Here is a 25,555-nt window from a genome sequence, read left to right as displayed (position 1 = left end):
CGGTTACTGTACTGGGCCGCAAGCGGTGGCGGTGCGGCGAGGTCGGGAGTGGGTCTTCGTCTGACTGTGACAGGAGGGGCAGAGGTACCGCAGGTTCCCGATCCGGTTATCAAGCCGATCGCCGTTGATGTGATCGACTTCCAGGACGAGTCTTCTGCCCTGCCAGCTCGCACCGGTACCGCACTCGTTGCACACGTGGGGCACGCCGAGGTCGTCGAGTGCCCGCCTGAGAAGGATTGTCCTGGTGCGTGGGGAGCCGGGAGCAAGCTTCACCAGGACCTGGGTCGCGGATTTGCGATGTGGGGACGCCGTGCCACGGAGATGAGCTTGCCCTGTGAAATGGGCGGTCGACAGGCCGTAGGACTCGATGCTGTGTCGGACCCGCGCTCTCCCGGAACCGCCGACGGGGGAGAGACCGAGCATGCGCATCACCCCTGCCAAGCTGTGTGATGCGGCGACGGCTCGGGTGATTTCTTGCGGGACCCCGAGGCGCAGCAGATGCCGAAGCAGTCGACTTCCTGGGATTCTGCCGGCTTCAGGTGTGCCGAGGCTGAGGAGGTCACCGCGAGAGCGTCTCGACCCTGGTGCGGATGTCTCGAAGTGAGATGTGTCGATGCCCAGTGTGGTGATGCGGCGGCTGATATGCGCGTAATTACCTCCGACAGGGCTGACGTCGAGGAAGTGAAGCACTTCCTTGATGCTGGTCGACGCCGCCGCCGCCTCTCGGAGTCTTTCCTCGGTGTGCCGCGCCCACCGCGCCGGGAAGTGTGAGACATCCACGCCCGCTTCGGACATCTTCTGCCGCAGATAGCGTCTGCTGCCGGGCGTGGGTGTGCCTCCGCACCACCGAACGGCGTCGTCCCAGTTTGTTGTCACCCGGGCTGCTTCTTCCAGTAGCTCGCGGGTGTACCTGACCCCCATGAAACGCCCCTCCGTCCCCGACCACCCGTTCGTGGTCTCGTACGGAGTAACGAACCGTTTATCGGACCGTCACGCACGGCATGCGGGGGGAATGCGGAGCGGCTCGTACCGGGGTCACCGGTACGAGCCGCTCGCGACGCGATCCGTGGGGTCTCAGACCCCCAGGTCCTTGATGATCTTGGCGACGTGACCGGTCGCCTTGACGTTGTACAGGGCGCGTTCGACCTTGCCCTCCTCGTCCACGACGATCGTGGAGCGGATGACGCCGACGACCGTCTTGCCGTACAGCTTCTTCTCGCCGAAGGCGCCGTAGGACTCCAGGACCTGCTTGTCCGGGTCGGCCAGCAGGGTGACCTTCAGGGACTCCTTCTCGCGGAACTTGGCCAGCTTCTCCGGCTTGTCGGGGGAGATGCCGATGACGTCGTAGCCCGCGCCCGCCAGCAGCTCCAGGTTGTCCGTGAAGTCGCAGGCCTGCTTGGTGCACCCGGGGGTGAGGGCGGCCGGGTAGAAGTACACGATGACCTTGCGGCCCTTGTGGTCCGCCAGGGACACCTCGGTGCCGTCGGCGTCGGGCAGGGTGAAGGCGGGGGCCACGTCCCCCGGCTGGAGTCGCTCGCTCATCGGACCAGCCTAACCGGGGGTCGAGGCAGTGCTATGAGCCGTGGAGCTGACAGACTGTCCAGCACAGGCTTCACACCGACTTCGGAGGCGACACGGTGGCGGACACGGCGGACACCAGGACCCCGGCGCAGATCGAGGCGGACATCAGGCGCCGCCGCGCGACCCTGGCCGAGACCCTCGACGAGATCGGGGTGCGCGTGCACCCGAAGACGATCGTCGGGGATGCCAAGGCCAAGGTCGCTTCCAACATCGACCACACCCTGGGGCGTGCCTACGTGGGGGTGAACCGGGCCGTCACCGATGTGCGGTCCCGGTTCGTGGACGAGGAGGGCGCGCCGCGGCTGGAGCGGGTCGTGCCGGTCGCTCTCGTCGTCGTCGGGGTGGTAGGGCTGCTCGCGTTCAGCACGCGGCGGCGCAAGGGCTGACCCGACTGCGTACGGATCCGGGGAAGACAGGTAGGTTTCAGGGCGTGAGCGCCAAGAGAAACGAGCAGAGCACCCACCCGGACAAGCTGCCCATCCGGATGCTGCACGACCGCGTACTCGTGCGGCAGGACACCAGTGAGGGCGAGCGGCGTTCCGGCGGCGGCATCCTGATTCCCGCCACGGCGGCGGTGGGCCGGCGTCTGGCGTGGGCCGAGGTCGTCGCGGTGGGGCAGAACGTGCGGACGGTGGAGGCGGGCGACCGGGTGCTGTTCGACCCGGAGGACCGTGCCGAGGTCGAGGTGCGGGGGATCGCGTACGTGCTGATGCGCGAGCGCGATCTGCACGCGGTGGCCGCGGACCGGTTCGAGGGCGCCGAGGACTCGACGGGTCTGTACCTGTAGGGCCCGCGCTGCAGGGCCCGCGAGGAGGTACCTCCAGAACCCATGACGAAGGGGCCGGTGACGGTTGTCACCGGCCCCTTTCGTCATGAGCTTTGCTACGTTGGAGGCACCCCCGACGAGACGCGCCGTACCGGGATCAAGGCAAAGACGACGCACCGACACCGTCAGCCCGTTTCCCGGAGGTGCCCGTCATGGCCTGGGTTCTGCTCGTCGTCGCCGGTCTGCTCGAGGTGGGGTGGTCCGTCGGCATGAAGTACACCGACGGGTTCACGCGTCCGCTGCCCAGTGTGCTCACGGGCGCGGGCATCGTCGCGAGCATGCTGCTGCTGTCGCAGGCGGCCAAGACCCTGCCCATCGGTACCGCCTACGGCGTGTGGGTGGGGATCGGTGCGGCCGGGGCGGCGGTGTTCGGCATGGCGGTGCTGGGTGAGCCGGCGACCGCCGCCCGGATCTTCTTCGTGTGCCTGCTGCTGGTCGCCGTGGTGGGGCTGAAGGCGACCAGCGGGCACTGAGCCGTCATCGTGCCGTGCCGACCGGCGGCCGCTGGGCCGTGGTGGGGCTGAAGGCGACCAGCGGGCACTGAGGGCCGTAGTGGCGTGGGTGCGCTATTCGCGGCGGGCGCCCTGGGGGACCACGCCCCAGCCGGGGCCGGTCGGGCCGCCGGTGGCGCCGCCGTCGCTCGCGTCGCCGCCGCCCTCCGTCGTACCGCCGTCCGCCGCGCCGCCGTCGGTGGTGCCGCCGTCCGTCGTGCCGCCGTCCGCGGTGCCGCCGCCCGTGGGGGACTCGCCGCCGGTGCCACCGTCGGTGGTGCCGCCGTCGGTCTGGCCCTCGGTCTGCCCCTCGGGGGCGCTGGGGCTCTGCTCGGGCGTCTGGGTGCCGGTCTCCTCGCCGCCGGTGGTCGTGCCGCCGTCGGTGGTGGCGCCGGCGCTCGGGTCGGCCGGGGCGTCGCTGCTGGGGGCCTGCGAGACGTCGGCGCCGGGCTGGAGCCTGAGGTCGAACTCCTTGGCCGGCTTGCCCTTGAGGGCGGCCTGGGTGTACTGCGTCCAGATCTCGGCGGGTGCGCCGCCGCCGTTGATGCGGGGCAGGCCCATGGCGCGGTACAGCGACTTGTGGGCGGCGGTGACCGGGTCCTGGCCCATGACGGAGACGACGGTGGCGAGGTCGGGGGTGTAGCCCGCGAACCAGGCCGCCGTGTCCTCCTCGGCGGTGCCGGTCTTGCCGGCGACGGGGCGGCCGGCGGCCTGCGCGGCGGAGGCGGTGCCGTTCTGGACGACGCTCTTCAGCATGGAGGTGGTGGTGTCGGCGGCCTCGCGGCTGACGGCCTGCCGGGTGCGCCGCTCGGGCAGGTCGATCGGCGTGCCCCCCTTGGTGACCTTCTCGACGATCGTGTAGGTGCCGTGCCGGCCGTGGTTGGCGAGGGTGGCGTAGGCCTCGGCCATGTCGAGGACGCTGGCGGTGGCGGTGCCGAGCGCGATGGCGGGGCCGTCGGCGAGGTCGGGGGTGGTCTCGGGGACGCCGAGGTCGATGGCGGTCTGCTTGACCTTGGCGGGGCCGATGTCGGCGGCCATCTGGGCGTACACCGAGTTCACGGAGCTGTCGGTGGCCTCGGTGACGGTGATGTCGCCGTAGGAGCGCTGGTCCTCGTTCTCGGGGGCGTAGGGGTCGCCGGCCCAGCCCTGGACGGGGCGCTTGTTGGTGCCGTCGTAGAGGGTGTTCGGGGTGATGACGCGGCCGTCCTGCGTCTCGGAGTGGTTCTCGACGGCGGCGGTGAACACGAACGGCTTGAAGGTGGAACCGACCTGGAAGTCCCTGCGGGTGGCGTTGGGGGTGTACTGCTTGACGTAGTCGACGCCGTTGTACATCGCCACGACCTTGCCGGTCTTGGGGTCGACGGAGGCGCCGCCGGCGCGGACGTAGGTGTCGACCTTGCGGTTCTTCTTGTCGAGCTTGGACATCAGCTTGTCGTTGACGGCCTTCACGAACGCGTCCTGCCTGCTCTTCTGCAGGGTCGTCGTGATGCGGTAGCCGCCCGCGTCGAGCTTGCCCTCGTCGATGATCTTGTTCTGGACGAGGTAGTCCTTGACGATCCGGACGATGTAGCCGCGCTGGCCGGACATGCCGGTGGAGAGGGTGGACTCCTTCGGCACGGGGAACTTCATGCCGGCGCGCTCCGACTCGCTGAGCCAGCCCTTGGTGACCATGCCGTCCAGGACGTAGTTCCAGCGGGCCTCGGCGGCCCTGCGGTTCTCGGGGTGGGCGACGACGTCGTACTGGCTGGGTGCGTTGACGAGCGCGGCGAGGTAGGCGGCGCGGGCCGGGTCGAGTTCCTTGGCGTCCATGCCGTAGTAGGCCTGGGCGGCGGCCTGGATGCCGTAGGCGTTGCGGCCGAAGTAGCTGGTGTTGAGGTAGCCCTCGAGGATGTGGTCCTTGCTGACCTCGCGGTCCAGCTTGATCGCGATGAAGAACTCCTTGGCCTTGCGCGTGACGGTCTGTTCCTGGCGCAGGTAGTAGTTCTTCACGTACTGCTGGGTGATCGTGGAGCCGGACTGCTTGCCCTTGCCGAGGGCGGTGTTCCAGGCGGCGCGGACCATGGCCTTGGGGTCGACGGCGGACTCGGTGTAGAAGTCGCGGTCCTCGGCGGCCAGGATCGCGTGCTGGGCGTCCTTGCTGATCTGCGGGAGGGTGACGTTCTCCCGGTTGACCTCGCCGTCGCGGGCGATCACGGAACCGTCCGCGTAGAGGTAGACGTTGGCCTGCTTGGTGGCGAGCGCGTTGGCGGGCGGGATCTTCACGAGCGAGTAGCCCAGGAAGAAGCCGCCGGCCAGGAGCAGTACGACGATGATGAAGCCGCCGAGCGTCATGCGCCAGGTCGGGATGATCCGGCGCCAGCCGGTCCGCTTCGGTTTCCCGGCCGCCGTGGCCGTGGCCGCGGGTGTGCCCGGGTCGCCGTCGGCGTCCGCCTGCGGCTCTCTCGATGCCCAGCCCGGATTCGGCTGCTGCGGCTGAGGCTCGTCACTCATGTCGTGCACGGACTCCTGTTTCGCGTCGTACGTCGTTCCGTACGTCTCTGCTCGCTCTTGCGCCCCTGTGATGAAGACTGTCCCATCCGTTGATCAGTTCCCTGATCGAGGGCCGGGCTGTGGGCCGTGTGGTGAGGCGGGTCGTGTGCGGGCGGGTGCGCGGGCGGGCCCGGGTGAAACGTGCTGGTGCGCACGTCTGCACGAATCGTGATCTCGCCCTGCGCGACATTCGCCCGAAAGGGGGCTACGACCGTGGATCGCGACGGCTCGTACGCTCCGCCCGGCCGGCACCGCCGTCCCGTTGCTCGCCCTGGCCACGGGCGCCTCGGCCCACGCGGACGCAACGGATCGTACCGTCTGGGCCGGTGCGCGCCCGCACCGCGGCGCCCTCGCCGCTCCCCGAAATTGCGTGGCACGCCCGTTCGTCGGAGCACTAGGATCCTGCGCTTCGGTGCCGGGCGGCGAGGAGGGCTGTGGACGTGGGCTCGGGGCGGTTGTACGCGGCCGTCGCGGCGGGCGGGTTCAGGCGGTACGCGACGTATCGGGCGGCCACGGTGGCCGGGGTGTTCACCAATACGGTCTTCGGCGTCATCCTCGTCTCCACCTATATGGCTCTGTGGGACCAGAGGCCGCAGCTCGGGGGGTACGACCAGGCGCAGGCGGTGACGTACGTCTGGCTGGGGCAGTGCCTCTACGCGACGCTGGCGATCCAGGGCGGGGGCGCGGAGAAGGACCTGATGCAGCGCATCCGCACCGGGGAGATCGCCGTCGACCTGTACCGGCCGGCCGACCTTCAACTGTGGTGGCTGGCGGGGGACCTGGGGCGGGCGTTGTTCCAGGTACTGGGGCGGGGCGTGGTCCCGTTCCTGTTCGGTGCGCTCTTCTTCCCGATGGCGCTGCCGACTGCGGTGACGCCGTGGGCGGCGTTCGCGGTGACGCTGCTGCTGGCGGCGGTGGTGAGCTTCGCGCTGCGCTATCTGGCGGCGCTGAGCGTGTTCTGGCTGCTGGACGGCGCGGGCGTCAACCAGGTGCTGGTGATCACGGGGATCTTCTTCTCGGGCATGGTGCTGCCGCTGAACGCCTTCCCGGGGCTGCTCGGCGAGGTGGTGCGGGTGCTGCCGTGGGCGGCGCAGATCCAGATGCCGGCGGATGTGCTGATGGGGGAGACGGATCCGCTGCGGGCGTTCGCCTTCCAGGCGGGGTGGGCGGTGGCGCTGCTGGCGGCGGGGCGGCTGCTGCAGTCGGCCGCGACACGGCGGGTGGTGGTGCAGGGTGGCTGAGCCGGGTGTCCTGCGGGAGGGCCTGCGGGCCTACCGGCTGATCGCCGGGATGTGGGTGCGCTCCAGCATGGCCTACCGCACCTCGTTCGTGGTCACGGTGTGCGGGAACCTGACGGTGACCGGTCTGGACTTCGTGGGGATCCTGCTGATGTTCTCGCAGGTGGACTCGCTGGGCGGCTGGTCGCTGCCGGAGGTGGCGTTCCTGTACGGGCTGTCGGTGACGTCGTTCGGGATCGCCGATCTGCTGCTCGGCTCGATGGACGTGCTGGGCGCCCGGATGCGTGACGGTTCGTTCGACACGCTGCTGGTGCGGCCGTGGCCGGTGCTGGCGCAGGTCGGGGCCGACCGGTTCGCGCTGCGGCGGCTGGGCCGGATCACGCAGGGTGCGGTGGTGCTGGGCTGGGCGCTGGTGTCGGTGGACGTCGACTGGAGCGTGTCCAGGGTGCTGCTGGTGCCGGTGACGGTGGTCAGCGGCGCGGCGATCTTCTCGGCGGTGTTCGTGGCGGGCGCGGCGTTCCAGATCTACGCGCAGGACGCCGCCGAGGTGCAGAACGCGTTCACGTACGGCGGGACGACGCTGTTGCAGTATCCGCCGACGGTGTTCGGCAAGGAGCTGGTGCGGGGCGTGACCTTCGTGCTGCCGCTGGCCTTCGTCAACTGGGTGCCCGCCGCCCACGTGCTGGGGCGGCCGTATCCGGTCGGGCTGCCCGGGTGGACGGCGTTCGTCTCGCCGCTGGTGGCGGTGGGGTGCTGTGTCCTGGCCGGGCTGGCGTGGCGGACGGGGCTCCGTTCGTACCGGAGTACAGGGAGTTGAGTTGACCGGGTCGCAGAGCGGGGACGTCCGGGCGGAGAGCGCCTTCATCGAACTCGACGGTGTCGAGAAGGTTTTCGAGGTGCGCAGGAAGACCGGTTTCCTGAAGCGGGAGCGGCGGCCGGTGCGGGCCGTCGACGCGATCTCCTTCCGGGTGGGGCGCGGCGAGATGGTCGGCTACATCGGGCCGAACGGCGCCGGCAAGTCCACCACGATCAAGATGCTGACCGGCATCCTCACGCCCAGTGCGGGCCGGCTGCGGGTGGCGGGCATCGACCCCTCCGCGGAGCGCCGGCGCCTCGCCCACCGCATCGGCGTGGTGTTCGGGCAGCGCACGACGCTGTGGTGGGACCTGCCGCTGCTGGACTCCTACCGGCTGATGCACCGCATGTACCGCATCCCCGACGCCCGTTACCGGGAGAACCTCGACCGTCTGGTCGAACTCCTCGACCTGGGCGACCTGCTGGACGTGCCGGTGCGGCAGCTCTCCCTCGGCCAGCGGATGCGCGGCGACATCGTGGCGGCGCTGCTGCACGACCCGGAGGTGCTGTACCTGGACGAGCCGACCATCGGCCTGGACGTGGTCTCCAAGGCGAAGGTGCGGGAGTTCCTGCGGGAGTTGAACGCCGAGCGCGGCACGACGGTGCTGCTGACGACGCACGATCTGCAGGACATCGAGCAGTTGTGCAAGCGGGTGATGGTCATCGACCACGGGCGCCTGATGTACGACGGCCCGCTCGCCGGGCTGCACGAGGTCGGGGAGAGCGAGCGGACCCTGGTGGTGGACCTGGAGCGGGAGCTGCCGCCGATCGACGCGCCGCCGCCCGCGCGGGTGGTGCGCGTGGAGGGTCCGCGGCAGTGGCTGGCGTTCCCGGCGGGGGAGTCGGCGGCTCCGCTCGTGGCGCGGATCGCCGCCGCGTACCCGCTGGTGGACCTGTCGGTACGGGAGCCGGACATCGAGTCGGTCATCGCCACCATGTACGGGGAGCAGGCCGAGCGGGCGATCTCGTAGCCCCCGGCGGGGTGAACTCGTAGTCTGCTGTGTATGACCGACGACGCCGTCCCGGACCTCCGTGCCTCCGACGCCGACCGTGAACAGGTCGCCGGCATCCTGCGCGACGCCCTCGCGGAAGGGCGCCTCGACATGGAGGAGTTCGAGGAGCGGCTGGACGCGACGTACAAGGCGCGCACCTACGGGGAGCTGGCGCCGATCACCCGGGACCTGCCGGCCGCGGGCGTCACGGCGCCCTCGGTGTCCCTGACGAAGGAACCGGCCGCCGGCCCGGAGTGGTCGGGGCGGATCACCGGCGGCGAGGGGTCCTCCACGTGGGCCGTCGCCGTGATGTCCGGCTTCCAGCGCAAGGGGCGCTGGACGATGCCCCGGCGGTTCACCTGCCTCGCCTTCTGGGGCGGCGGGGAGATCGATCTGCGCGAGGCGAACTTCGCGGACCGCGAGGTCGAGATCAACGCCTTCGCGATCATGGGCGGCGTGGATGTGATCGTGCCGCCCGGGGTCGAGGTCGTGGTCCGCGGCATCGGCATCATGGGCGGCTTCGACCACCGCGAGGAGGGCGTGCCGGGGGAGCCGGGCGCGCCGCGGGTGATCGTGACCGGGTTCGCGCTGTGGGGCGGCGTCGGGGTCCAGCGGAAGCTGACCCGGGCGGAGAAGCTGCGGATCCGTGAGGAACGCCGCCAGGAGAAGCTGGAGCGCAGGGCGGGGCGACGGGAGTTGGACGGGGGGCACTGACCCCGCGGGCACTGACCCCGCGGGCACTGAGCCCCGTGGACACTGACCCTGCGGGCACTGAGCTCCGCGGGCACTGACCCCGCGGGCACTGAGCTCCGCAGGCACCGTGCCCCGGCAGCCGCGTGCCCGCCGCCTGTGGTCGGGCGACGGGCACGGGGGGAGACGGTGACGGGCCTACAGCTTCGCCGGCGCCGATCCCTTCAGCGTCGACAGGTCGAAGGACTCCGCCATCCGCGCGTACCCCGCGTCGCTGGGGTGCAGATGGTCACCGGAGTCGTACTCGGGCCGCAGCCGCCGCGGGTTGTACGGGTCGCGCAGCGCCTGGTCGAAGTCGGCCACGGCGTCGTACACCCGCCCGGCGCGGATCTGCGCGTTGATCGTCTGGCGGACCTGCTCACGGGCCTCGGTGTACCCGCGGTGCCCCTGGAACGGCATCAGCGTCGCGCCGACGACCTTCACGCCGCGCGCGTGGGCCTGTCCCACCAGCGTGCGCAGCCCGGTGAGGATCGCGTTCGGGTCGGCCAGGCGCGGGTTGCGCAGGATGTCGTTGACGCCGAGGTCGATGACGACGACCTTGACGTTCGTCCGCTCCAGGACGTCCCGCTGGAAGCGGTTCAGGCCGCTGGGGTTGTCCGCGGGGCGGCCCAGGCCGTCGGTGAGGACCCGGTTGCCGCTGATGCCCTGGTTGACGACGCTGTAGCGGGGCAGGTCCCGCCCGGAGGCGATCTCGGAGCGCAGCCGGTCCGACAGCACGTCGGTCCAGCGGCTGTTGGTGTCCGGCGTGGAGGTGATGCCGTCGGTCAGGGAGTCACCGAGGACGACGACCGTGCCGTCGGACTCGTTGCTCAGCACGTCCAGCGCGGTCAGGTACCGCCAGGACCCGATCCGCTCGGTGTACGGCGTGCCCGTGGCGTCCTGCGCGTGGTCGCCCCGGGCGACGTAGGAGACCTGCCGGGCGTGCCGGTGGTAGGTCACCGGGCCGGAGCTGGTGGGCGTGTAGGTGGTGATCAGGACGTCGGAGTCGTGCGGGACGACGATGCGTACCGCGTCGCTCATGACCTGCCGGCCGGGCGGGATGACGACCGTGGGGCCGCCGCCGAAGGTCAGCTGGCGCATGGTGTCGGGGAGCGCGGCCGGCGTGCCGCTGCCCGCGGAGACGGCGACCGTCGCCCGCGTGATGCTGAGCGGCGACTGGCCGTAGAGATTGGACAGCGTGACGCGGGCACTCGTACCACCGACGCTGGTGTGGACGACGTTGCGTACCGAACGGTCCGCCATGCCCGCGGTCTCGGTGCCGGGTTCGGCGGCGGAGGGAGATGCGGACCAGGTGCCGACCCAGGTGCCGGTGGAGGCCGGAGCGGCGGAGTTGTGAGGGGCGCGGCCGTCGCCGAGGGCGTTGCGGACACGCGGGCTGTCATCGGCCGCCACGCCGACGTATAGGGCGGTGGAAAGGCCCACGATCGCTGCGACGACCAGAGCCAGGAGGGCGTAGCCACGTCCTCGGGTCATGCTGTTCAGTTCTCCTCGGGCGATGGGAGCCCAAGGCTCCGATCTGATGTGCCCATGATGCGGCATGGGCCGGGGGAAGCTCACAGCACCCCGTGGCAATACCCCTTCCGACAGACGCCGGGAACTCCTGTTCCGTTCCAGGAGTCGGTCAGGAAGGGACAATGTGTGTGCGGGATCACCGAGCGGGTGGAGCGGATGGAACAGACGAAAGCAGCGGAAAAGGGTGCCGGTGCCGAGGGGCAGCATGCCCGCCCCGGCCCCGCGGTGAACCGTGCGATGACGACCTTCAGCCCGGCGGACCAGGAGAAACAGCGCGGCGTACGCCAGATGAAGCTCACCGCCACCGGACTCCTGGTGTTCGTGGCGCTGGTCTACGTCCTGTCCACCTGGGCGCACCACTCCGGCGCCGGGGCCTGGGCGGCCTATGTCGCCGCCGCCTCCGAGGCCGGCATGGTCGGCGCGCTCGCCGACTGGTTCGCCGTCACCGCCCTCTTCCGCCACCCCCTCGGCATCCCCATCCCGCACACCGCGATCATCCCCACCAAGAAGGACCAGCTGGGCGTCTCCCTGGGCGAGTTCGTCGGGGAGAACTTCCTCTCCGAGGACGTCGTACGGCAGCGGCTGCGCGCCGTCGGCATCGGCAGCCGCCTCGGCGCCTGGCTCGCCGTCCCCGAACACGCCGACCGGGTCACCGCCGAGCTGTCCACCGCCCTGCGCGGCGCCCTGACCGTGCTGCGCGACTCCGACGTCCAGGCCGTGGTCGGCGAGGCCATCACCCGCCGTGCGAACGCCCAGGAGATCGGGCCCGGCATCGGCAAGATGCTGGAGAAGGTCGTCGCCGACGGCGGCCACAAACGCGTCGTCGACCTCGTCGTCAACCGGGCGCACGACTGGCTCGTGCTGCACCGCGACGAGGTGATGGACGCCGTGGAGGGCGGCGCCCCCGGCTGGACGCCGAAGTTCGTCGACCGCAAGGTCGGCGAGCGGGTTTACCGGGAGCTGCTGCGGTTCGCCACCGAGATGCGCGACATGCCCGGCCACCCGGCGCGCAGCGCCCTGGACCGCTTCCTCACCGACTTCGCGGGCGACCTCCAGTCCGACACCGACACCCGCGCCCGCGTCGAGCGGCTCAAGGGCGAGGTGCTGGGCCGCGGCGAGGTCCAGGACCTCATCGCCAGCGCCTGGACGGCCGTACGGTCCATGATCGTCTCGGCCGCCGAGGACGAGCGCAGCGAGCTGCGGCTGCGCGTGCGGGCGTCCCTGCTGTCGCTGGGCTCCCGGATGGCGGGCGAGCGCAAGGTGCAGGACAAGGTCGACCGGTGGGTGGAGGACGCGGCCGTCTACGTCGTCACCACCTACCGCAAGGAGATCACCTCCCTGATCACCGACACGGTGGCGAGCTGGGACGCCGAGCACACCACGAAGAAGATCGAGGCGAACATCGGCCGCGACCTGCAGTTCATCCGCATCAACGGCACGGTCGTCGGCTCCCTGGCCGGTCTGCTGATCTACACGGTGTCGCGCGCGTTCGGGGCATGAGGCTTCAGGCGTAAGAGAAGCCGGTCAGGGCACTCGAACCGGGTTCCGCTCGAAGAGGAGGGGGCCCATGACCACCGCCCAGGCCGACACCGGCCGCACCGTCACCACCGACATTCCGGCTCGCCTCGACCGCCTCCCGTGGTCACGCTGGCACTGGACGATCGTCATCGGTCTCGGCACCGTGTGGATCCTCGACGGACTCGAAGTCACCGTCGTGGGCAACATCGCCAGCCGCCTGTCGGAGCCCGGCAGCGGCCTGCCCATCACGTCCGGCGAGGTCACCGGCATGGCAGCCGCCCTGTACGTGGCGGGCGCCTGCCTGGGAGCCCTCTTCTGGGGCCGCCTGACCGACAAATGGGGCCGCAAGAAGCTCTTCATGATCACCCTGGCGGTCTATCTGGCCGCCACGGCCCTCACCGCGATCTCCTTCGACACCTGGTGGTTCTTCCTCTTCCGGTTCCTCACCGGCTTCGGCATCGGCGGCGAGTACGCGGCCATCAACTCCGCGATCGACGAACTGATCCCCAAGGAGTACCGCGGCCGCACCGACCTGATGATCAACGGCAGCTTCTGGCTGGGCGCCGTCTTCGGCTCGCTGCTGTCGATCGTCGCCCTGGACACGGACATCTTCGCGGCGAACGTCGGCTGGCGGCTCACCTTCGCCCTCGGCGCCGTCCTCGCCCTGGTGATCCTCCTCGTCCGCCGGCACGTCCCCGAAAGCCCGCGCTGGCTGCTGATCCACGGCCGCGACGACGAAGCGGAACGCATCGTCTCCTCCATCGAGAGCAGGATCGAGGAGGAGCGGGGCGAGCCGCTGCCCCGCGCCGAGGGCGAGATCACCATCCACCAGCGCCGCAGCGTCTCCTTCGTGGAGATCGGCCGCACGGTCTTCTCCGCCTACCGCAAGCGCGCGATCCTCGGCTTCTCCCTCTTCATCGGCCAGGCCTTCCTCTACAACGCGATCACCTTCGGCTTCGGCGCGATCCTGACGACGTTCTTCGACGTCCCGAGCGGCAACACCGGCTACTACTTCGCCGTCATCGCCATCGGCAACTTCTTCGGCCCGCTGCTCCTCGGCAAGCTCTTCGACACGGTCGGCCGCCGCATCATGATCTCCGGCACGTACATCGTGTCCGGCCTGCTCCTCTTCGGCACCGCCTGGCTCTTCGACCAGGGCGCCCTGAGCGCGACCACGATGACGGCCTGCTGGTGCGCGGTGCTGTTCTTCGCCTCGGCCGGCGCGTCCAGCGCCTACCTGACGGTCTCCGAGGTCTTCCCCATGGAGACCAGGGCGATGTCGATCGCGTTCTTCTACGCCCTCGGCACCGCGGCCGGCGGCATCAGCGGCCCGCTGCTGTTCGCCAAGCTCACGGAATCCGGCGTCGTCGGCGACACGGTCCTCGCCTTCTCGATCGGCGCGACGCTGATGTGCCTGGCCGGCCTGGTGGCGGCCCTCCTCGCGGTGAAGGCCGAACGCCGCTCCCTGGAGGACATCGCCACGCCGCTCACGGCGGCGGACGGCACGGGCACGGACGGCACGTCCAAGGGCGGCCCCGGGCAGGAGCCAGCCCGCCCGACGACGGCGTAGGCCTGCCGCCCGGGCGCGATCGGAGCAGCACGGGGCACCACGAACGGCCAGGGAAACAAGGGCGGGCGGGCACCGGCCAGGGAAACAAGGGCGGGCGGGCACCGGCCAGGGAAACAAGGGCGGGCCGGCCCACATGCTCCGACCCCGCTCCTCGCCCCCGCCGAGGCGCGGCGAGGAGACGGCCGGGCGGTGAGGTGACAACAGAAACTGCGCTATAGTTGATCTGCGTCCAGTCGCCGGACTCCGGTAGCGGGACGATGCGTTGGTGGTCCAAGGAAAGACGCCCCACTTCCTGTGGGGAGATGCAGGTGCAAGGCCTGCCCGGCGCTCCGATCAAGAACCCGGCCCTGGGATTCAGGGCCGGGTTCTTTTCTGTCGCCTACGCGCCGGAACGCCGGTCCGCGACCGCCCACGACGCCAGCGCCACGGCCCCCGCCACGCCGAACACGGCAGGCCAGGCGCCGACCTTCTTCGCCAGCGGATGCGACCCGGCGAAGGCGGCGACATACGCGGCCGACAACGCCCCCGCGCTCACCCCACCGGCCTGCTGCCGCCACTGCCGCGCCGCGGCCACCCCGGCCGCAGCCAGTACGACCCCGCCGAGCGGCCGCTGCCGGGTCCAGCGGGCCACTCCGTACCCGCCCACGAGCCCGCTCGCGGCGACCACCGCGCTGGGAACCTTCGCCATACGTGCCTCCTGCGTCCTACCCCCTGGTCGGGATCTTGAGGCTAGCCCGCACGCCACGGAAACCCGAACCTGAGTCTGCGCTTGTCAAGTTTCCTCCTCCGAGCTATATAAGAAGACGCAGACCGTAGGGCATCGCACCCACTGCATCCGAAGAGAGGAGTGACCAGTGATGCTCATGCGCACGGACCCCTTCCGTGAGCTCGACCGACTGACCCAGCAGGTGTTCGGCCCCGCCACCAACCGCCCGACGGCGATGGCGATGGACGCCTACCGTTCCGGGGACGACTTCTTCGTCCACTTCGACCTCCCCGGCATCGACCCGGAGACGATCGAGCTGGACGTGGAGCGCAACGTCCTGAACGTCCGGGCCGAGCGCAGGTCCCCCGCCCCCGAGGGCGCGGAACCCCTCGTCGCCGAGCGCCCCACCGGCACCTTCACCCGCCAGCTGTTCCTGGGCGACACGCTGGACACGGAGCGCATCGACGCCTCCTACGAGTCCGGCGTCCTGACCCTGCGCATCCCGGTGGCCGAGCAGGCCAAGCCCCGCCGCATCCAGATCTCGGGCGGCGACACGCGCAAGCAGCTCAGCAGCTGACCCCACCCCCGCACCACCACAGGCACGTCGCGCCGCCGGAACGAGCTCCCGGCGGCGCGACCGGGCTCGCCTTCTGCCAGCACCCGCCCCCTTCAGCCACTCGGAGGAAAACCCCACACATGAGCACGACGACGGTGCCCCGTGTGACGACGAGACGCGCCCCGCACGCCGCCGACGACAACGGCTGGCCCCAACTGGTCGAAACCGTCCGCGAGTCGGGCCTCTACCCCACCCGGTCGCAGGCGGAACAGGTCACCCGTACCGTCCTGGCCGCCCTCGGCACGCACGTCACCGGCGACGAACGGGTCGACCTGGCCCGGGCCCTGCCCCCGGAGGCCGCCCGGCTGATCGCCTCCCAGATCCCGGCCATGCGGCGTCTGACGGCCGCACGGTTCGTCGACGAGGTCGCGTCCCGCACACCGGGAGCGACGTCCGCCACCGCCCGCTGGGACGTCAGCTCGGTCCTGAGCGCCCTCCCGCCGCTCGTCGGCGACGACCTGGTCACCCGCATCCTGGCCCAACTCCCCGCCGGCTACGCCCTCCTGTTCGGCCGGGCGGAGCTGGCGCCGACGTCGTAGGCTCCGGCACCAGGCGTACGACGGCCGCCCCTCGCAGGACCAGGGGTGGCAGGCCGTCCCTTCTAGGACCAGGGGTGGCCGACTGCCCCTTGTAGGACCAGGTGTACGACGGCCGCCCCTCGCAGGACCAGGGGTGGCCGACCGCCCCTCGTGGCGCAAGGGGTGGCCGGCCTCCCCTCGTGGCACAAGGGTGGCCGCCGCGCGGACGCCGGCCGAACGACGACGACGGAGGGCCCTTTGAACCGGGACGGAACGCCTCTACGAGGCGATCGCCGACGGTCCTGCCCGGCTGAGGTGGGTCGTCTCCGTCCTGCCCGGCTGAGGCGGTGCGGGGTGGGCGGGGAGCGCGGGGGGCCGAGACGGCCAAATGGTTCGACAGGTCCCGGCCTCCCCCCGCATCCTGCGAAGCGCCACCGGCGCGCCGGACGACGTGAGGGAGACGACCGTTGCACCCCAATCACACCGCCAACCCCACCATCCGCCACATCACCTTCGACTGCACGAACGAGCCCTACGAACTGGCACGCTTCTGGGCGGAGTTCCTGGGCCGCCCCATCTCCGACCTCGACCAACCCGGGGACGACGAGGTCCTGATCGAACTCGCGGACGGCGCGCCTGGCCTCCTCTTCGTCCGGGTCGAGGAGGCCAAGACGGCGAAGAACCGCCTTCACTTCGACCTGGGCCCCACCGGCCGCACCCGCGCTGAGGAGGTCGAACGAGCCGTCTCCCTGGGCGCTCACATTCTTACGGACTGCACCCTCCCGAACGGCCGGGGCTGGGTCGTGCTGGCGGACCCGGAGGGCAACGAGTTCTGCATCGAGCGGGGAGAACTGGGGTGACCGGAGGCGCGGCTGAGCCTGAACCAGAAGAGCGAGTGCCCATGGGCGACGACGAACCGACGGTGTACGAGATCCGGATCCAGGGCTGCCCGACCCTGCAAGAGGCCCTCGCACTCCAGGCCCCGATTGAACACCTCCTGTGCCCGGACCCCGACCACGCCCCACCGTGCGAGGTCCCCTGGAGCTTCACCGTCGCCGGAAGGGACGACGACACCCTGACCACCCTTGTCCTGGGCGTGTATACGTCCAGCGCCCAGGCCGCACAGGTGACGGACCGGGTACGCACGCTCGTGGGCGAGACGCGCACCGTTGCCGTGAGCGAGGGCGATGCCGGGGAGTGGGAGGAGCTGGTGGAGCAGTATCTGTTCGAGAGGGGACTGCCGTCAGGTCGGAACGGCCGAGGACAGGTTGAACCCGGCCACGCATGCTGAGAGTTCGTTCAGGCCCTCGACACGGAAGGTCGGCAGCTCCCTGGCTTCCGTGTAGTTCCACTGAATGCGGGCCCACGGACCGCGATGCACCAGCGCGGTGTGCATACCGGCCTGCCCGGCAGGCTTGATGTCGTTGTCGCACCGATCACCGACGTACAGAATCTCGTCGGCCCCGAAGGGCACGGCTGCTGTCACGCGCCTGAAGAACTCGGGATCCGGCTTGCTCGCACCCCAGTCGTCGGACGTACCGATCAGGTCCACGTCGTCGGAGAACAGCGCACGCAGGATCTCCCCGGCCCGTACGGTCTGGTTGCCGGCGCTACCGAGCCAGAGCCCGTCAGCCCGGAGCCGATGGAGGGCAGGCCGGACGTCCGGGTACAGGTCGTCCTCACCGAACTTCTCCGGCTTCCCGGCCGCAGCCCGTTTCTCTCGCTCCGCGCCCAGATCGAACCCGGGCCGGAACTCCTGGAAGGTCTCCCGGTAGTCACGACCCTGCGCGATCACAGCCCCGAACATCGCATGGAAGGTGTGCCTCGGCGCGCCGAGCCAGTCGGCCCAGGCCCCGTACTCCCGGGTCTCGTCCACGAGACACTCACCGACGTCGAAGACCACCGCCCGAATCATGGGGGCAGGGTAGCGGCGGTAATGATGCAGCGCTGCCTCCACGGCCCTGGTCAGGGCATCGTGCTCGCCCGCTGCACGGTCCGGATGAAGCAGCCCCACGCGTCCCCGCTCACAGCGATCACGTGCGCTTCTGCCGCCTTCGAGTCGCGAACGAGAGCGCCACCATCCTTGAGTGCGCACTCGACGCACTCACCTCCGGCACCATTGCTGTAGGACGACCGGAACCACACGAGACGGCTGCTGGCGTCGGACTCAGGCGATATCACTACGTGTAATCCTTCAAGATCGACTCGATCAACTGGGCCGAGCGCTGAGGACTCAGGGCTGCCGCTCGCAGGCCGTCGAACGCCCTCGTGTACTCACGTACATGATGCTCGCCCTCCAGGTACACGGCATCCGTGATTCCGTCGCGGTACACGATGTCCGGATCCTCGGGGGCCGGAAAGCCCAGCATGGTGAATGAACCGGTAGTCGGACGGGTCCCACAGTCGAAGGGAAGGACCTGCACCGTCACGGTCGGCAGGTCGGCCGTCTCAAGCACTCGTTCCAACTGCTCCCGCATCAAAGCGCGATCACCGATGACGTGGCGCAACGCACCCTCGTTCACGATGAACCAGGCGTCCGGAGCTTCCGCCTGCCGCAGCATGGCTTGGCGTTCCATGCGTACGCGCACCGCCTTCGCGATGTCCTCTGCGGACATGTGTGCCCCAGCCTTGTGGAGTTCGGACGCGTACACCTCGGTCTGCATGAGGCCGGGCACCACCTCGCACTGATACTGGCGGAAGGTCGAAGCGTCCTGCTCCAGGCCGATGTAGATGTTGAACCACTCGGGCACGCCGGCGCCGTGGACCTGCCACCAACCGCGCATCTTTGCCTGACGGGCGAGGGACTTGAGGAATTCACGTAGCTCGTCGCTCGTGTCGTAGAAGCGGCACAGGGCATCGATGTCCGAGGGCTGGACGCGTCCGCTGCCCGTCTCCATCCGGTTGACCTTGGAGCCGCTCCAATCCAAAGCCTCGCCGACCTGAGCGCAGGTCAGAGCGCTCCTCTCCCGGAGCTTCTTCAGTTCGATCGAGAGGCGCCGTCGGCGTGCCGTGGGTGATCCGGCCATCTCAACTCTCTTTTCGCTAGCGAGCGTTCAGTCTCGCGCCAAGGGGTGTGCTTGCCAATCACTCGGAAGTGGGAATCCCTTCCTGCACATTGCAGAAAGGGATGCGCTCCCCGCACTCTTGTCATCGACGCAACTCAACGTGAGCAACCGTGACGTTGCGCTGTCAATGCGGTGCGAACGCGAGGAAAGGGGCCTACGTGAGCCAGGAACCGTGCATGCCGCGCAAGCCATGGGACATCGACTTCACGGCCGAACCAGCGGAAGTGGCGGCCCTGCGCCGGATCATGCGGCTGCATCTGGGGGTCTGGGGGTTGCACCACCTGGTCGACGAAGCCCAACTGTGCGTCAGTGAGCTGGTCTCCAACGTCATCACCCACGTGGGATCCGGCACCCCTGCAACCCTGGCCGTCTCCCTGGAGAACAAGCACCTGCGTATCGAAGTGCACGACCCTGACACGCGCGCCCTTCCCACTCTCCGTGACGCGGACACGGATGCCGAGGAGGGCCGGGGAATGGCTCTCGTGGATGCCGTCACCGACCGCTGGGGCGTGTTGCTATGCCCGGATCGCAAGATCACCTGGTGCGAGCTGGCAACCCGCCTCGACAAGGCCGATGGGCATGCTCAAGCCTCTAGCGTGATGCGGGCCGAAACTTTGCCGGCCCACTATGCCGTCGCTGAACGGCCCCACGGCGGAGCAGGTGTGAGCAGACTGACGTCGACCGTCAGGGAAGAGACGGTGATCGCAGCGATCACCGACTTCCTCCACTGGTTCCGGGCCCATGGCCGAGACGCGGACGACATGCTCGACCGGGCTCAGATGCGCTTTGAGGTCGAAACCGCCGCCCACGCCGGGTGTTATGAGGCATCAGCCAGCGATTGCTGAGTACGTCCATACATCGGCCGGAATCGGGTGCTGCAACTGCCACGTGATGGCCATCGGCTTGCTGCCCGTGTGCTCCACATAATCAGCAGGGCCCAGCAGCATCCATGGCTGGGCACCGCCTATGTCGGTGCTCTTGTAGCGACGGACGAAGAGCAGGACATGGCTGCCGTCAGTGGCGTGGCGTTGGTATCGCAAACCGGTGGGAGATGTCTCCGAGATCTGGTGTTGAGACTCCCAGTGGAAGCGAGTCTCGCTGAGGGCATAGTCGCGGTAGCGGGTCTGAGGGGAGAAGTCCTTCTCATCCTTCTCCAGCGTGATGAGGAGGGCGTCGGTCCTTATGGACTCGCACCACTTCACGCCCTCGCGGAAGTCGCCGGGCATGAAGCCCCCGATGTCGGACGCACCCAGGGCAGGCAAGATCTCCTCACGGCTGTACGAGGCGTGGACGGTCGGGGGGATCCCTGCGGTGTCTCCCATCCCGAGGAGAGGAATGGGGACGTGCTCCGTGTGCGCGAGGTTGTATGCCAGCAGCTGGCGGATTTCACTCCGCACAGCCTCATGTTTGCGGAGCGCCGCGAAGCCGGAGTCGTAGCTGGCGAAGCTCTTGCGGGTCACGCCGCCGAGGGGCCAGAGCTGGAAGAAGAGCATGCGGGCATACGCCTGCCCTTGCTGGTCGAGCTCGCTGTAGGCAGGCGCGTCATCTTCCAGCATTCGGGTGTATGCCGCTACACGCAGCGGATCATCCACGTGCAGAAATGCCGGGATACGTTTGAGGAGCGCTGCTTCGCCTTCCGGCGGGTCGCCCTTGAGGAGTCCTGCTCGCCGCAGGAGGCCGGTCCAGGAGTTTCCGTTTCCTCGGTAGAGCTCCTTCAGTTCACGGCTGCTCTCTTCTAGGTAGCGACTGAGCGTCGGCTCTGCATAGTCCGCAACCTCGCGCGCTAGTGCAGTGACGTTGACACCGATCTGATCCTTGATGTTGGCGATGATCGCCTTCTTCGCTTTCTCTTCAAGGATGATCTGGCAGCCGGAGGGGAGCTGGGGAAAGTCGTGCTCGATGTGGTCGAGCAGCCTCTTGCGCGTCAGGTTGGTGAGAGCTCGGAACTGATTCTCGAACCGGAACTCCTTGCGATGCTGACCGATGAAGTCGAGCACGGTGAGTACCGCCTTGCCTTCGGATCGGCGGAGTCCGCGGCCGAGTTGCTGCAAGAACACCGTGGCGCTGGACGTGGGGCGCAAGAGCAGCAGTGTGTCTACGTCTGGGATGTCGAGGCCTTCGTTGAAGAGGTCGACCGAAAAGATCACCTGGAGCCTGCCCGACGCCAGGTCGTTCAGAGCCTGCTTGCGCTGCTCGGCCGGCGTCTCCCCAGACAGGGCGACGGCCTCGAGACCGGCTGTCCGGAAGACCTCCGCCATGAAGTGGGCATGGGCAACTGATGCACAGAAGCCCAACGCTCGCATGGTGCTGGGATCGGCGAGCTTTCCTCGGACGGCCTTCACGACCAGCCGGGCCCGCCTGGCGTTGCTCGACAACACATTGCTCAGCGCAGTTGGGTCATACGTCCCGCGCTTCCACTCCACCGTGCTGAGGTCTGTGGAGTCGCTGATGCCGAAGTAGTGGAAGGGGCTGAGCAGATCGTTTTCGAGCGCCTCCCACAGGCGCATTTCGGCTGCGATCCGGCCCTCGAAGAACTCGTCCTGGATGTTCTTGCCGTCCATGCGCTCCGGCGTGGCGGTGAGCCCCAAGAGTTCCAACGGCTGGAAGTGATCGAGGATCTTGCGGTACGTCGGTGATGTCCCGTGATGGAACTCGTCGATGACGATCACGTCGAAGTGATCGGGGGCGAGACGGTCCAGGCCCTTGGCGCTCAGCGACTGCACACTGGCGAAGACGTGCGACCAACGCTCGGGGATCTCGCCGCTGTGGAGTGACTCGCCCAAGTTCGCGTCAACCAAGACGTCTTGGTACGTCCTCATCGACTGCTCGAGGATCTCCTTGCGGTGTGCGACGAAGAGGAGGCGCAGGTCACGGCCATGCTTCTTACGCAGCTGCTTGTAGTCGAGCGCTGCCATCACGGTCTTGCCCGTGCCTGTGGCTGCCACTAGCAGGTTGTGATGCCTGTCATGCACCTCCCGCTCAACTTCGAGCCGCTCCAGCATGTCGCGCTGGTGCGGGTACGGGCGTACCTCTAGCCCTGACAAGGAGATCCCACGCTGCGCCGCGGACGTCGAGGATGTACCGCCCGCAATCGCCAGGGCCTCGCGCAGACGCTCACCGTCCGCCTTGGGGTCGTATGCCTCGAAGGCCGGATCGTTCCAGTAGGCGTCGAAGGTGGCCTCAAACTTGCGCATCACGTCAGGCGTGGCGACCGAGGAGAGTCGGACGTTCCACTCCAGGCCGTCGAGAAGGGCTGCCTTGGACAGGTTGGAGCTGCCGACATACGCCGTGTCGTATCCGCTCTTACGGCGAAACAGCCACGCCTTGGCGTGCAACCGCGTCGAGCGGGTCTCGTAGTTGACCTTGACCTGCGCGTTGAACTCTTCCACGAGTCGATCTAGCGCGCGCCGCTCGGTGGCACCTATGTAGGTCGTTGTGATGACCCGTATCGGCACCCCGCGTTCATGGGCGGCCTTCAGCGACTGCTCAATGATGCGAAGCCCATGCCACTTTACGAAGGCGCACAGCAGGTCCACGCGGTCGGCGGTGGCGAGTTCCGCGCGTAGTTCGAAGCCGAGGCTCGGGTCCTCGGGAGAGTTGGTGAGCAGAGCGGCATCGGACAGCGGGATGCCCGGGCGTACAGCGAAGACACCTGGTGCTTCCTGTCGGGTGATCGCGAGGAGCTGGCGTGGTCCGTCGGCAATCAAGTCGACCCACTCCTTGGCGCCATGCAGCGTGCTGAGGCTCTCCAAGATGTGGTTCGCTGCGTGGACCCGCTCCTCTGGAGGGAGGTTCTGCAACACCTGCCGAACCGTGCCCCCGATGTGCCGAGCAACGACGTGTGGCACGGACTCGGGCCCCACCGCCGCGCTGATGGGATGCCATCCGAGGCCGGCCAGCTCCGTCAACTGCTGTTCGAAGCGGAGCGTGATCAGCTGCTCGTACAGTCCATCGGCTGGGGCAGGTGCTTCGGTGCGGCGGCTCTCAGGCACTGGCAGGATCCCCCGATTGATCACGACGGTCGATGATGAGGCTGTTCTATCAAGAGGCGCTGACAGGGACCCGGCTACGGTCAAAAGCCAGTTCAGGTTGGACAGGATGAGACCCCCACGCCCACGAGATCGATCTCTAAAGCGCCATAACTGATCACAACAGGCTACGTTTTGAGCGTGCACTTACGTGACCTGCTCATACGTATAGCGGAGACCTACGACCCCAAGTCCGGTACGTCTCATGGCGTGCCAGCGCAGGACCTCCTTCGAGAGGTCGAGAGGATGACCGATCTGCCGTTACCTCATGGCTTCGTCGCCTCGGGGTACGGCGGGAAGGGAGGTGCGAGCAGCACTCCATGGATTGGCGTCTTTGCTAAATCGATCAATGTCCAGGCCCAAGAGGGCCTGTACCTCGCCTACATCTTCGACGCCACCCGCGCCTCCGTGACGCTCACCTTGCAGCAGGGCGTGACGAGGCTTTCGGACACCTATCCCAAGCTGGGCGATCGGCTGAGGGAGCTGAAGAGGAGGGCAAGACATCTCAGGGCCGGTTTGGAGCCCGAGCTGGCCGCACATTGGGCTCATACGCCGGTCTTTGCCTCCAAGCTAGAGCGTCCCCGTGCGTACGAGGCCGCGAGCGTGGCAGCGCGACGGTACGAGATTGCCAGCATGCCAACGGAGGAAGCACTCGCTGAGGAACTCCGTGTGGCGTCCCTGCTTCTCCGCGACGCTGCCGCAAGCCATCGAGTCTGGCTCCAACAACCGTCGGAAAACGAGCCCCTTGTCTACGAGGGTGCGGGCCATCTCCCGCTCTCCGGCGATGACCCCCTCGACGGCTTTCGCCCGAACGACAGCAGCGACTACTACGTCCACATCAAGGGCGGTCGCCGACGCAGGGAACGGCCTCACGAAGAGCTCATCAAGGACTTTGGCCTCCACGTTGTCATGCGCGGGTATCAGCCGATCACGCTAGGCATGTATCCCAGGGATCTAGTCCTGCGTCGCCCTGCCATGGATCAGCAGCGTTCCTGGCTTGTGGAGGGCAAGGCCGTCAAGAAGGGCAACGCGACCCAGGCCGTCCGTGAGGCAGTCGCGCAACTTTTCGAGTACAGCTACTACTGGCACCAGAAGCGGGGCGAGCCCAAGCCGCACCTCGTAGCGCTCTTCACGGAAGACATAGGGCACTACGCCGAGTACCTAGAGGAACACGGCATCGCGTCGGTCTGGAGGGTTGAAGGCGCGGACTGGGCGGGCTCTCCCACAGCCGTCTCGTGGGATCTGGCAGGAGCCTGATGCAGGTCGCGTACGCCCCCGGCGACACGGGGTTGCCGTAGGGGCCGCCCGCTTCCCTGTCAGTGTCGTGCCTCCGCGCCCCGCATCAAGGGCGCTCCCACTCCGCTGCGCTGCGTTCCGCGTCGGCTGGCGCCGATGGCCCTGCGGGCCACCCTTGACCCGGGCCGCTCCGGCACGGGAGAGAAGCGAGCGGGCGGCCCGGGGAAGTGGGGGCCCGGACGGTGGCGGCGCCGTTCGTTGTGTGGTGCCCGGCGTGGCAGGCGCGTCAGCGGCTCCGCGCACGCCGGGTTGGCTCAGCGGCTGTCTGCCGGTGGGCCCGGTGTCGCTCGTGGGTTGCGGTGTGGCGGGGCAGGGGTCGGTGGTCGGTTTGCCGCCATGCCCGCGTCGTTTCTCAGGACGCGCCGCCGTGGCACTCCCCGTACGTCCGCCCCGATCCGCACCAGCAAGCCGCCCCCTGCTGCGGCGGCCACGCCACGGCGCGGCCCCGGGCCGCGAGGATCGTCGCGTACTGGGGCAGCAGCGTCGCGTCCGTCGGGGACGAGAGTTCCGACGCCGCGAAGGCCTCGTAGGAAGGGACCGTGCCCGTGACGATGCCCAGGTTCGGGGTGCCGGAGGCGGACAGTTCGCGCAGGGACTGCTCTATCGAGGACAGGTGGTCGGCGTGGGAGGGGTACTCCGACGTGAGGGTCGGGTACGCCTCCAGGAGTTCCGTGAGTTCCCCCGCCGGCCAGTGCAGGATCGCCACCGGGAACGGGCGGGAGAGGGCCTCCCGGTACGCGCCCAGTTCCGCTCGGAGGCGGAGGATCTCCGCCTCCAGTTCCGCGGGGTTCTCCGAGCCCAGGGACCACACGCGCTTCGGGTCGTGGAGTTCGTCCAGGGAGACCGGGAGGGAGTGGACCGAGTCCGCCAGCGCGTCCCACTCGTCGTGGGAGCGGCCCAGCATGCGGCGGACCCGGTGGCGGCCGAAGAGGAGGGGGTGGGTCGGCTGCGGGGGCTGCGGAACGTCGGTCAGCAGGTGGCGTACGGCCTCCGTGAAGGTGTCGTGCGCCGCTTCCAGCTCGTCGTGGTTCTCCAAGGCCTCCGCGACGATCACCCAGGGGGCCGGGTCCTTCGGGGACGCCGCCCGGACGCCCTCGATGATCGCGCGGGCCTCGGCCTCGTGGCCGTACTCCCAGAGGTTCGAGGCCTTGAGCGCCCGTACCAGGTGGGGGTTCTCCAGGCCGTCGGGGGAGGACAGCAGGCGGTCGTAGAGGGTGGTCGCGGTGGGGCGGTCGCCGGCGAGCTCCAGGTGGGCCGCCGCCCGCAGCAGCAGGGCCTCGGCGTCCTCGGGATACAGGCCGGCGGTCCGCTCCAGGCGTGCCGCCTCGGCGGTGTGGTCGACGTTTTCGGCAGGCGTGTCGGGGCGCATGGGGGACACCGTACTGCCGGGAGGTGACGAGCGTGAGAGATGCGCAGGCCAGACCACTCGGCCTGCCGACTTCTCCTCGCTCGCCACCCCGGCTT

General features: G+C 68.9%; 25 protein-coding genes and 1 riboswitch. Of the genes, 15 read left to right on the top strand and 10 right to left on the bottom strand.

What is annotated here, in order from left to right:
- Positions 1–3: 3 nt before the first annotated feature.
- Both ACFV20_RS12895 and bcp read right to left on the bottom strand, forming a co-directional pair.
- Positions 4–423, bottom strand: a complete 420-nt coding sequence (locus ACFV20_RS12895) for an HNH endonuclease (protein ID WP_385655728.1) — start codon at positions 421–423, stop codon at positions 4–6.
- Positions 424–1,074: 651 nt separating this feature from the next.
- Positions 1,075–1,542: a thioredoxin-dependent thiol peroxidase gene (bcp, locus tag ACFV20_RS12890; RefSeq protein WP_234845646.1), complete on the bottom strand. Its 468-nt coding sequence runs from the start codon at positions 1,540–1,542 to the stop codon at positions 1,075–1,077.
- A 95-nt stretch (positions 1,543–1,637) separates the two neighbouring features.
- Here bcp and ACFV20_RS12885 point away from each other — a divergent pair, with 95 nt between their 5' ends.
- The 3 genes from ACFV20_RS12885 (at position 1,638) to ACFV20_RS12875 (ending at position 2,880) form a co-directional block, all read left to right on the top strand.
- On the top strand, positions 1,638–1,967 hold the full coding sequence (locus ACFV20_RS12885) for a DUF3618 domain-containing protein (RefSeq protein WP_385655633.1): 330 nt from the start codon (positions 1,638–1,640) through the stop codon (positions 1,965–1,967).
- Between the two features lie 44 nt (positions 1,968–2,011).
- Positions 2,012–2,368 carry a co-chaperone GroES gene (locus tag ACFV20_RS12880; protein ID WP_104779699.1) on the top strand — a complete coding sequence of 119 codons (357 nt, stop codon included), beginning with the start codon at positions 2,012–2,014 and terminating at the stop codon, positions 2,366–2,368.
- Positions 2,369–2,457: 89 nt separating this feature from the next.
- Positions 2,458–2,525, top strand: a riboswitch (guanidine-III (ykkC-III) riboswitch).
- 34 nt (positions 2,526–2,559) lie between these two features.
- A complete protein-coding gene (locus ACFV20_RS12875; RefSeq protein WP_031140108.1) occupies positions 2,560–2,880 on the top strand; it encodes a multidrug efflux SMR transporter in 321 nt (106 codons plus the stop codon).
- A 93-nt stretch (positions 2,881–2,973) separates the two neighbouring features.
- Here ACFV20_RS12875 and ACFV20_RS12870 read toward each other — a convergent pair whose 3' ends face one another.
- The gene (locus ACFV20_RS12870) at positions 2,974–5,388 is read right to left on the bottom strand and encodes a transglycosylase domain-containing protein (protein WP_385655630.1); all 2,415 of its coding nucleotides are present in this window, start codon (positions 5,386–5,388) and stop codon (positions 2,974–2,976) included.
- Between the two features lie 479 nt (positions 5,389–5,867).
- Between ACFV20_RS12870 and ACFV20_RS12865 the strand changes: the two genes are divergently transcribed.
- Genes ACFV20_RS12865 through ACFV20_RS12850 form a run of 4 tightly spaced genes read left to right on the top strand, consistent with a single transcriptional unit; the run spans position 5,868 to position 9,226 of the window.
- A complete protein-coding gene (locus ACFV20_RS12865; protein WP_385655726.1) occupies positions 5,868–6,668 on the top strand; it encodes an ABC transporter permease in 801 nt (266 codons plus the stop codon).
- The gene (locus tag ACFV20_RS12860) at positions 6,661–7,482 is read left to right on the top strand and encodes an ABC transporter permease (RefSeq protein ID WP_385655628.1); all 822 of its coding nucleotides are present in this window, start codon (positions 6,661–6,663) and stop codon (positions 7,480–7,482) included. Before ACFV20_RS12865 ends, ACFV20_RS12860 begins: the two co-directional genes overlap by 8 nt.
- 1 nt (position 7,483) lies before the next feature.
- Positions 7,484–8,491, top strand: coding sequence for an ATP-binding cassette domain-containing protein (locus tag ACFV20_RS12855; protein ID WP_385655626.1), 1,008 nt, complete (start codon positions 7,484–7,486; stop codon positions 8,489–8,491).
- A 33-nt stretch (positions 8,492–8,524) separates the two neighbouring features.
- Positions 8,525–9,226 (top strand): DUF1707 domain-containing protein, encoded by a 702-nt coding sequence (locus ACFV20_RS12850; protein WP_385655624.1) that lies wholly within the window; start codon positions 8,525–8,527, stop codon positions 9,224–9,226.
- Between the two features lie 174 nt (positions 9,227–9,400).
- Here the strand turns inward: ACFV20_RS12850 and ACFV20_RS12845 are convergent, their stop codons facing one another.
- Positions 9,401–10,735 carry an SGNH/GDSL hydrolase family protein gene (locus ACFV20_RS12845; RefSeq protein ID WP_385655622.1) on the bottom strand — a complete coding sequence of 445 codons (1,335 nt, stop codon included), beginning with the start codon at positions 10,733–10,735 and terminating at the stop codon, positions 9,401–9,403.
- 165 nt (positions 10,736–10,900) lie between these two features.
- Between ACFV20_RS12845 and ACFV20_RS12840 the strand changes: the two genes are divergently transcribed.
- Positions 10,901–12,274 (top strand): DUF445 domain-containing protein, encoded by a 1,374-nt coding sequence (locus ACFV20_RS12840; RefSeq protein WP_385655620.1) that lies wholly within the window; start codon positions 10,901–10,903, stop codon positions 12,272–12,274.
- 67 nt (positions 12,275–12,341) lie between these two features.
- Positions 12,342–13,862 carry an MFS transporter gene (locus ACFV20_RS12835; RefSeq protein ID WP_385655618.1) on the top strand — a complete coding sequence of 507 codons (1,521 nt, stop codon included), beginning with the start codon at positions 12,342–12,344 and terminating at the stop codon, positions 13,860–13,862.
- A gap of 379 nt (positions 13,863–14,241) precedes the next feature.
- Here the strand turns inward: ACFV20_RS12835 and ACFV20_RS12830 are convergent, their stop codons facing one another.
- Positions 14,242–14,550 (bottom strand): hypothetical protein, encoded by a 309-nt coding sequence (locus tag ACFV20_RS12830; protein WP_385655616.1) that lies wholly within the window; start codon positions 14,548–14,550, stop codon positions 14,242–14,244.
- A 169-nt stretch (positions 14,551–14,719) separates the two neighbouring features.
- On the opposite strand from ACFV20_RS12830, the gene ACFV20_RS12825 reads away from it, so the two are divergent.
- The 4 genes from ACFV20_RS12825 to ACFV20_RS12810 all read left to right on the top strand — a co-directional run bounded on the left by ACFV20_RS12825 (position 14,720) and on the right by ACFV20_RS12810 (position 16,993).
- Positions 14,720–15,145: an Hsp20/alpha crystallin family protein gene (locus tag ACFV20_RS12825; RefSeq protein WP_385655614.1), complete on the top strand. Its 426-nt coding sequence runs from the start codon at positions 14,720–14,722 to the stop codon at positions 15,143–15,145.
- A 119-nt stretch (positions 15,146–15,264) separates the two neighbouring features.
- Positions 15,265–15,723, top strand: a complete 459-nt coding sequence (locus tag ACFV20_RS12820) for a DUF2267 domain-containing protein (RefSeq protein WP_385655613.1) — start codon at positions 15,265–15,267, stop codon at positions 15,721–15,723.
- Between the two features lie 446 nt (positions 15,724–16,169).
- Positions 16,170–16,562 carry a VOC family protein gene (locus ACFV20_RS12815; RefSeq protein ID WP_385655611.1) on the top strand — a complete coding sequence of 131 codons (393 nt, stop codon included), beginning with the start codon at positions 16,170–16,172 and terminating at the stop codon, positions 16,560–16,562.
- Between the two features lie 41 nt (positions 16,563–16,603).
- Complete coding sequence (locus ACFV20_RS12810; RefSeq protein WP_385655609.1) at positions 16,604–16,993, top strand: hypothetical protein; 390 nt, start codon at positions 16,604–16,606, stop codon at positions 16,991–16,993.
- Here ACFV20_RS12810 and ACFV20_RS12805 read toward each other — a convergent pair.
- Genes ACFV20_RS12805 through ACFV20_RS12795 form a run of 3 tightly spaced genes read right to left on the bottom strand, consistent with a single transcriptional unit; the run spans position 16,946 to position 18,728 of the window.
- Positions 16,946–17,617, bottom strand: a complete 672-nt coding sequence (locus ACFV20_RS12805; RefSeq protein ID WP_385655724.1) for an HAD family hydrolase — start codon at positions 17,615–17,617, stop codon at positions 16,946–16,948. The two genes, ACFV20_RS12810 and ACFV20_RS12805, sit on opposite strands and share 48 nt — an antisense overlap.
- A 50-nt stretch (positions 17,618–17,667) precedes the next feature.
- A complete protein-coding gene (locus tag ACFV20_RS12800) occupies positions 17,668–17,847 on the bottom strand; it encodes a DUF397 domain-containing protein (RefSeq protein WP_385655722.1) in 180 nt (59 codons plus the stop codon).
- Positions 17,848–17,882: 35 nt separating this feature from the next.
- Positions 17,883–18,728, bottom strand: a complete 846-nt coding sequence (locus ACFV20_RS12795; RefSeq protein ID WP_385655607.1) for a helix-turn-helix domain-containing protein — start codon at positions 18,726–18,728, stop codon at positions 17,883–17,885.
- A gap of 215 nt (positions 18,729–18,943) precedes the next feature.
- Between ACFV20_RS12795 and ACFV20_RS12790 the strand changes: the two genes are divergently transcribed.
- The gene (locus ACFV20_RS12790; RefSeq protein ID WP_385655720.1) at positions 18,944–19,612 is read left to right on the top strand and encodes an ATP-binding protein; all 669 of its coding nucleotides are present in this window, start codon (positions 18,944–18,946) and stop codon (positions 19,610–19,612) included.
- On the opposite strand, the gene ACFV20_RS12785 is transcribed toward ACFV20_RS12790, so the two are convergent.
- A complete protein-coding gene (locus tag ACFV20_RS12785) occupies positions 19,595–22,759 on the bottom strand; it encodes a DUF3427 domain-containing protein (RefSeq protein WP_385655605.1) in 3,165 nt (1,054 codons plus the stop codon). The two genes, ACFV20_RS12790 and ACFV20_RS12785, sit on opposite strands and share 18 nt — an antisense overlap.
- Before the next feature lie 177 nt (positions 22,760–22,936).
- Here ACFV20_RS12785 and ACFV20_RS12780 point away from each other — a divergent pair, with 177 nt between their 5' ends.
- Positions 22,937–24,052 carry an MrcB family domain-containing protein gene (locus tag ACFV20_RS12780; RefSeq protein WP_385655603.1) on the top strand — a complete coding sequence of 372 codons (1,116 nt, stop codon included), beginning with the start codon at positions 22,937–22,939 and terminating at the stop codon, positions 24,050–24,052.
- A gap of 391 nt (positions 24,053–24,443) precedes the next feature.
- On the opposite strand, the gene ACFV20_RS12775 is transcribed toward ACFV20_RS12780, so the two are convergent.
- A complete protein-coding gene (locus tag ACFV20_RS12775) occupies positions 24,444–25,460 on the bottom strand; it encodes an SEC-C metal-binding domain-containing protein (protein WP_385655601.1) in 1,017 nt (338 codons plus the stop codon).
- Positions 25,461–25,555: the final 95 nt, after the last annotated feature.

Origin of the sequence: Streptomyces sp. NPDC059696 (genome assembly GCF_042733745.1) — a bacterium.
In the GTDB taxonomy this organism is placed as follows: Bacteria; Actinomycetota; Actinomycetes; order Streptomycetales; family Streptomycetaceae; genus Streptomyces.
Note: the sequence above shows the minus strand (reverse complement) of the source record. Positions and strands in the feature narration are given on the sequence as shown.

Bases quoted from the DNA above. Each gene is read 5' to 3' on its own strand.
- ACFV20_RS12850 (WP_385655624.1), top strand. From the start codon at position 8,525: ATGACCGACGACGCCGTCCCGGACCTCCGTGCCTCCGACGCCGACCGT.
- ACFV20_RS12820 (WP_385655613.1), top strand. From the start codon at position 15,265: ATGAGCACGACGACGGTGCCCCGTGTGACGACGAGACGCGCCCCGCAC.
- ACFV20_RS12775 (WP_385655601.1), bottom strand. From the start codon at position 25,460: ATGCGCCCCGACACGCCTGCCGAAAACGTCGACCACACCGCCGAGGCG.
- ACFV20_RS12870 (WP_385655630.1), bottom strand. From the start codon at position 5,388: ATGAGTGACGAGCCTCAGCCGCAGCAGCCGAATCCGGGCTGGGCATCG.
- ACFV20_RS12845 (WP_385655622.1), bottom strand. From the start codon at position 10,735: ATGACCCGAGGACGTGGCTACGCCCTCCTGGCTCTGGTCGTCGCAGCG.
- ACFV20_RS12830 (WP_385655616.1), bottom strand. From the start codon at position 14,550: ATGGCGAAGGTTCCCAGCGCGGTGGTCGCCGCGAGCGGGCTCGTGGGC.
- ACFV20_RS12795 (WP_385655607.1), bottom strand. From the start codon at position 18,728: ATGGCCGGATCACCCACGGCACGCCGACGGCGCCTCTCGATCGAACTG.
- bcp (WP_234845646.1), bottom strand. From the start codon at position 1,542: ATGAGCGAGCGACTCCAGCCGGGGGACGTGGCCCCCGCCTTCACCCTG.
- ACFV20_RS12895 (WP_385655728.1), bottom strand. From the start codon at position 423: ATGCTCGGTCTCTCCCCCGTCGGCGGTTCCGGGAGAGCGCGGGTCCGA.
- ACFV20_RS12805 (WP_385655724.1), bottom strand. From the start codon at position 17,617: ATGATTCGGGCGGTGGTCTTCGACGTCGGTGAGTGTCTCGTGGACGAG.
- ACFV20_RS12835 (WP_385655618.1), top strand. From the start codon at position 12,342: ATGACCACCGCCCAGGCCGACACCGGCCGCACCGTCACCACCGACATT.
- ACFV20_RS12790 (WP_385655720.1), top strand. From the start codon at position 18,944: ATGCCGCGCAAGCCATGGGACATCGACTTCACGGCCGAACCAGCGGAA.
- ACFV20_RS12810 (WP_385655609.1), top strand. From the start codon at position 16,604: ATGGGCGACGACGAACCGACGGTGTACGAGATCCGGATCCAGGGCTGC.
- ACFV20_RS12825 (WP_385655614.1), top strand. From the start codon at position 14,720: ATGCTCATGCGCACGGACCCCTTCCGTGAGCTCGACCGACTGACCCAG.
- ACFV20_RS12875 (WP_031140108.1), top strand. From the start codon at position 2,560: ATGGCCTGGGTTCTGCTCGTCGTCGCCGGTCTGCTCGAGGTGGGGTGG.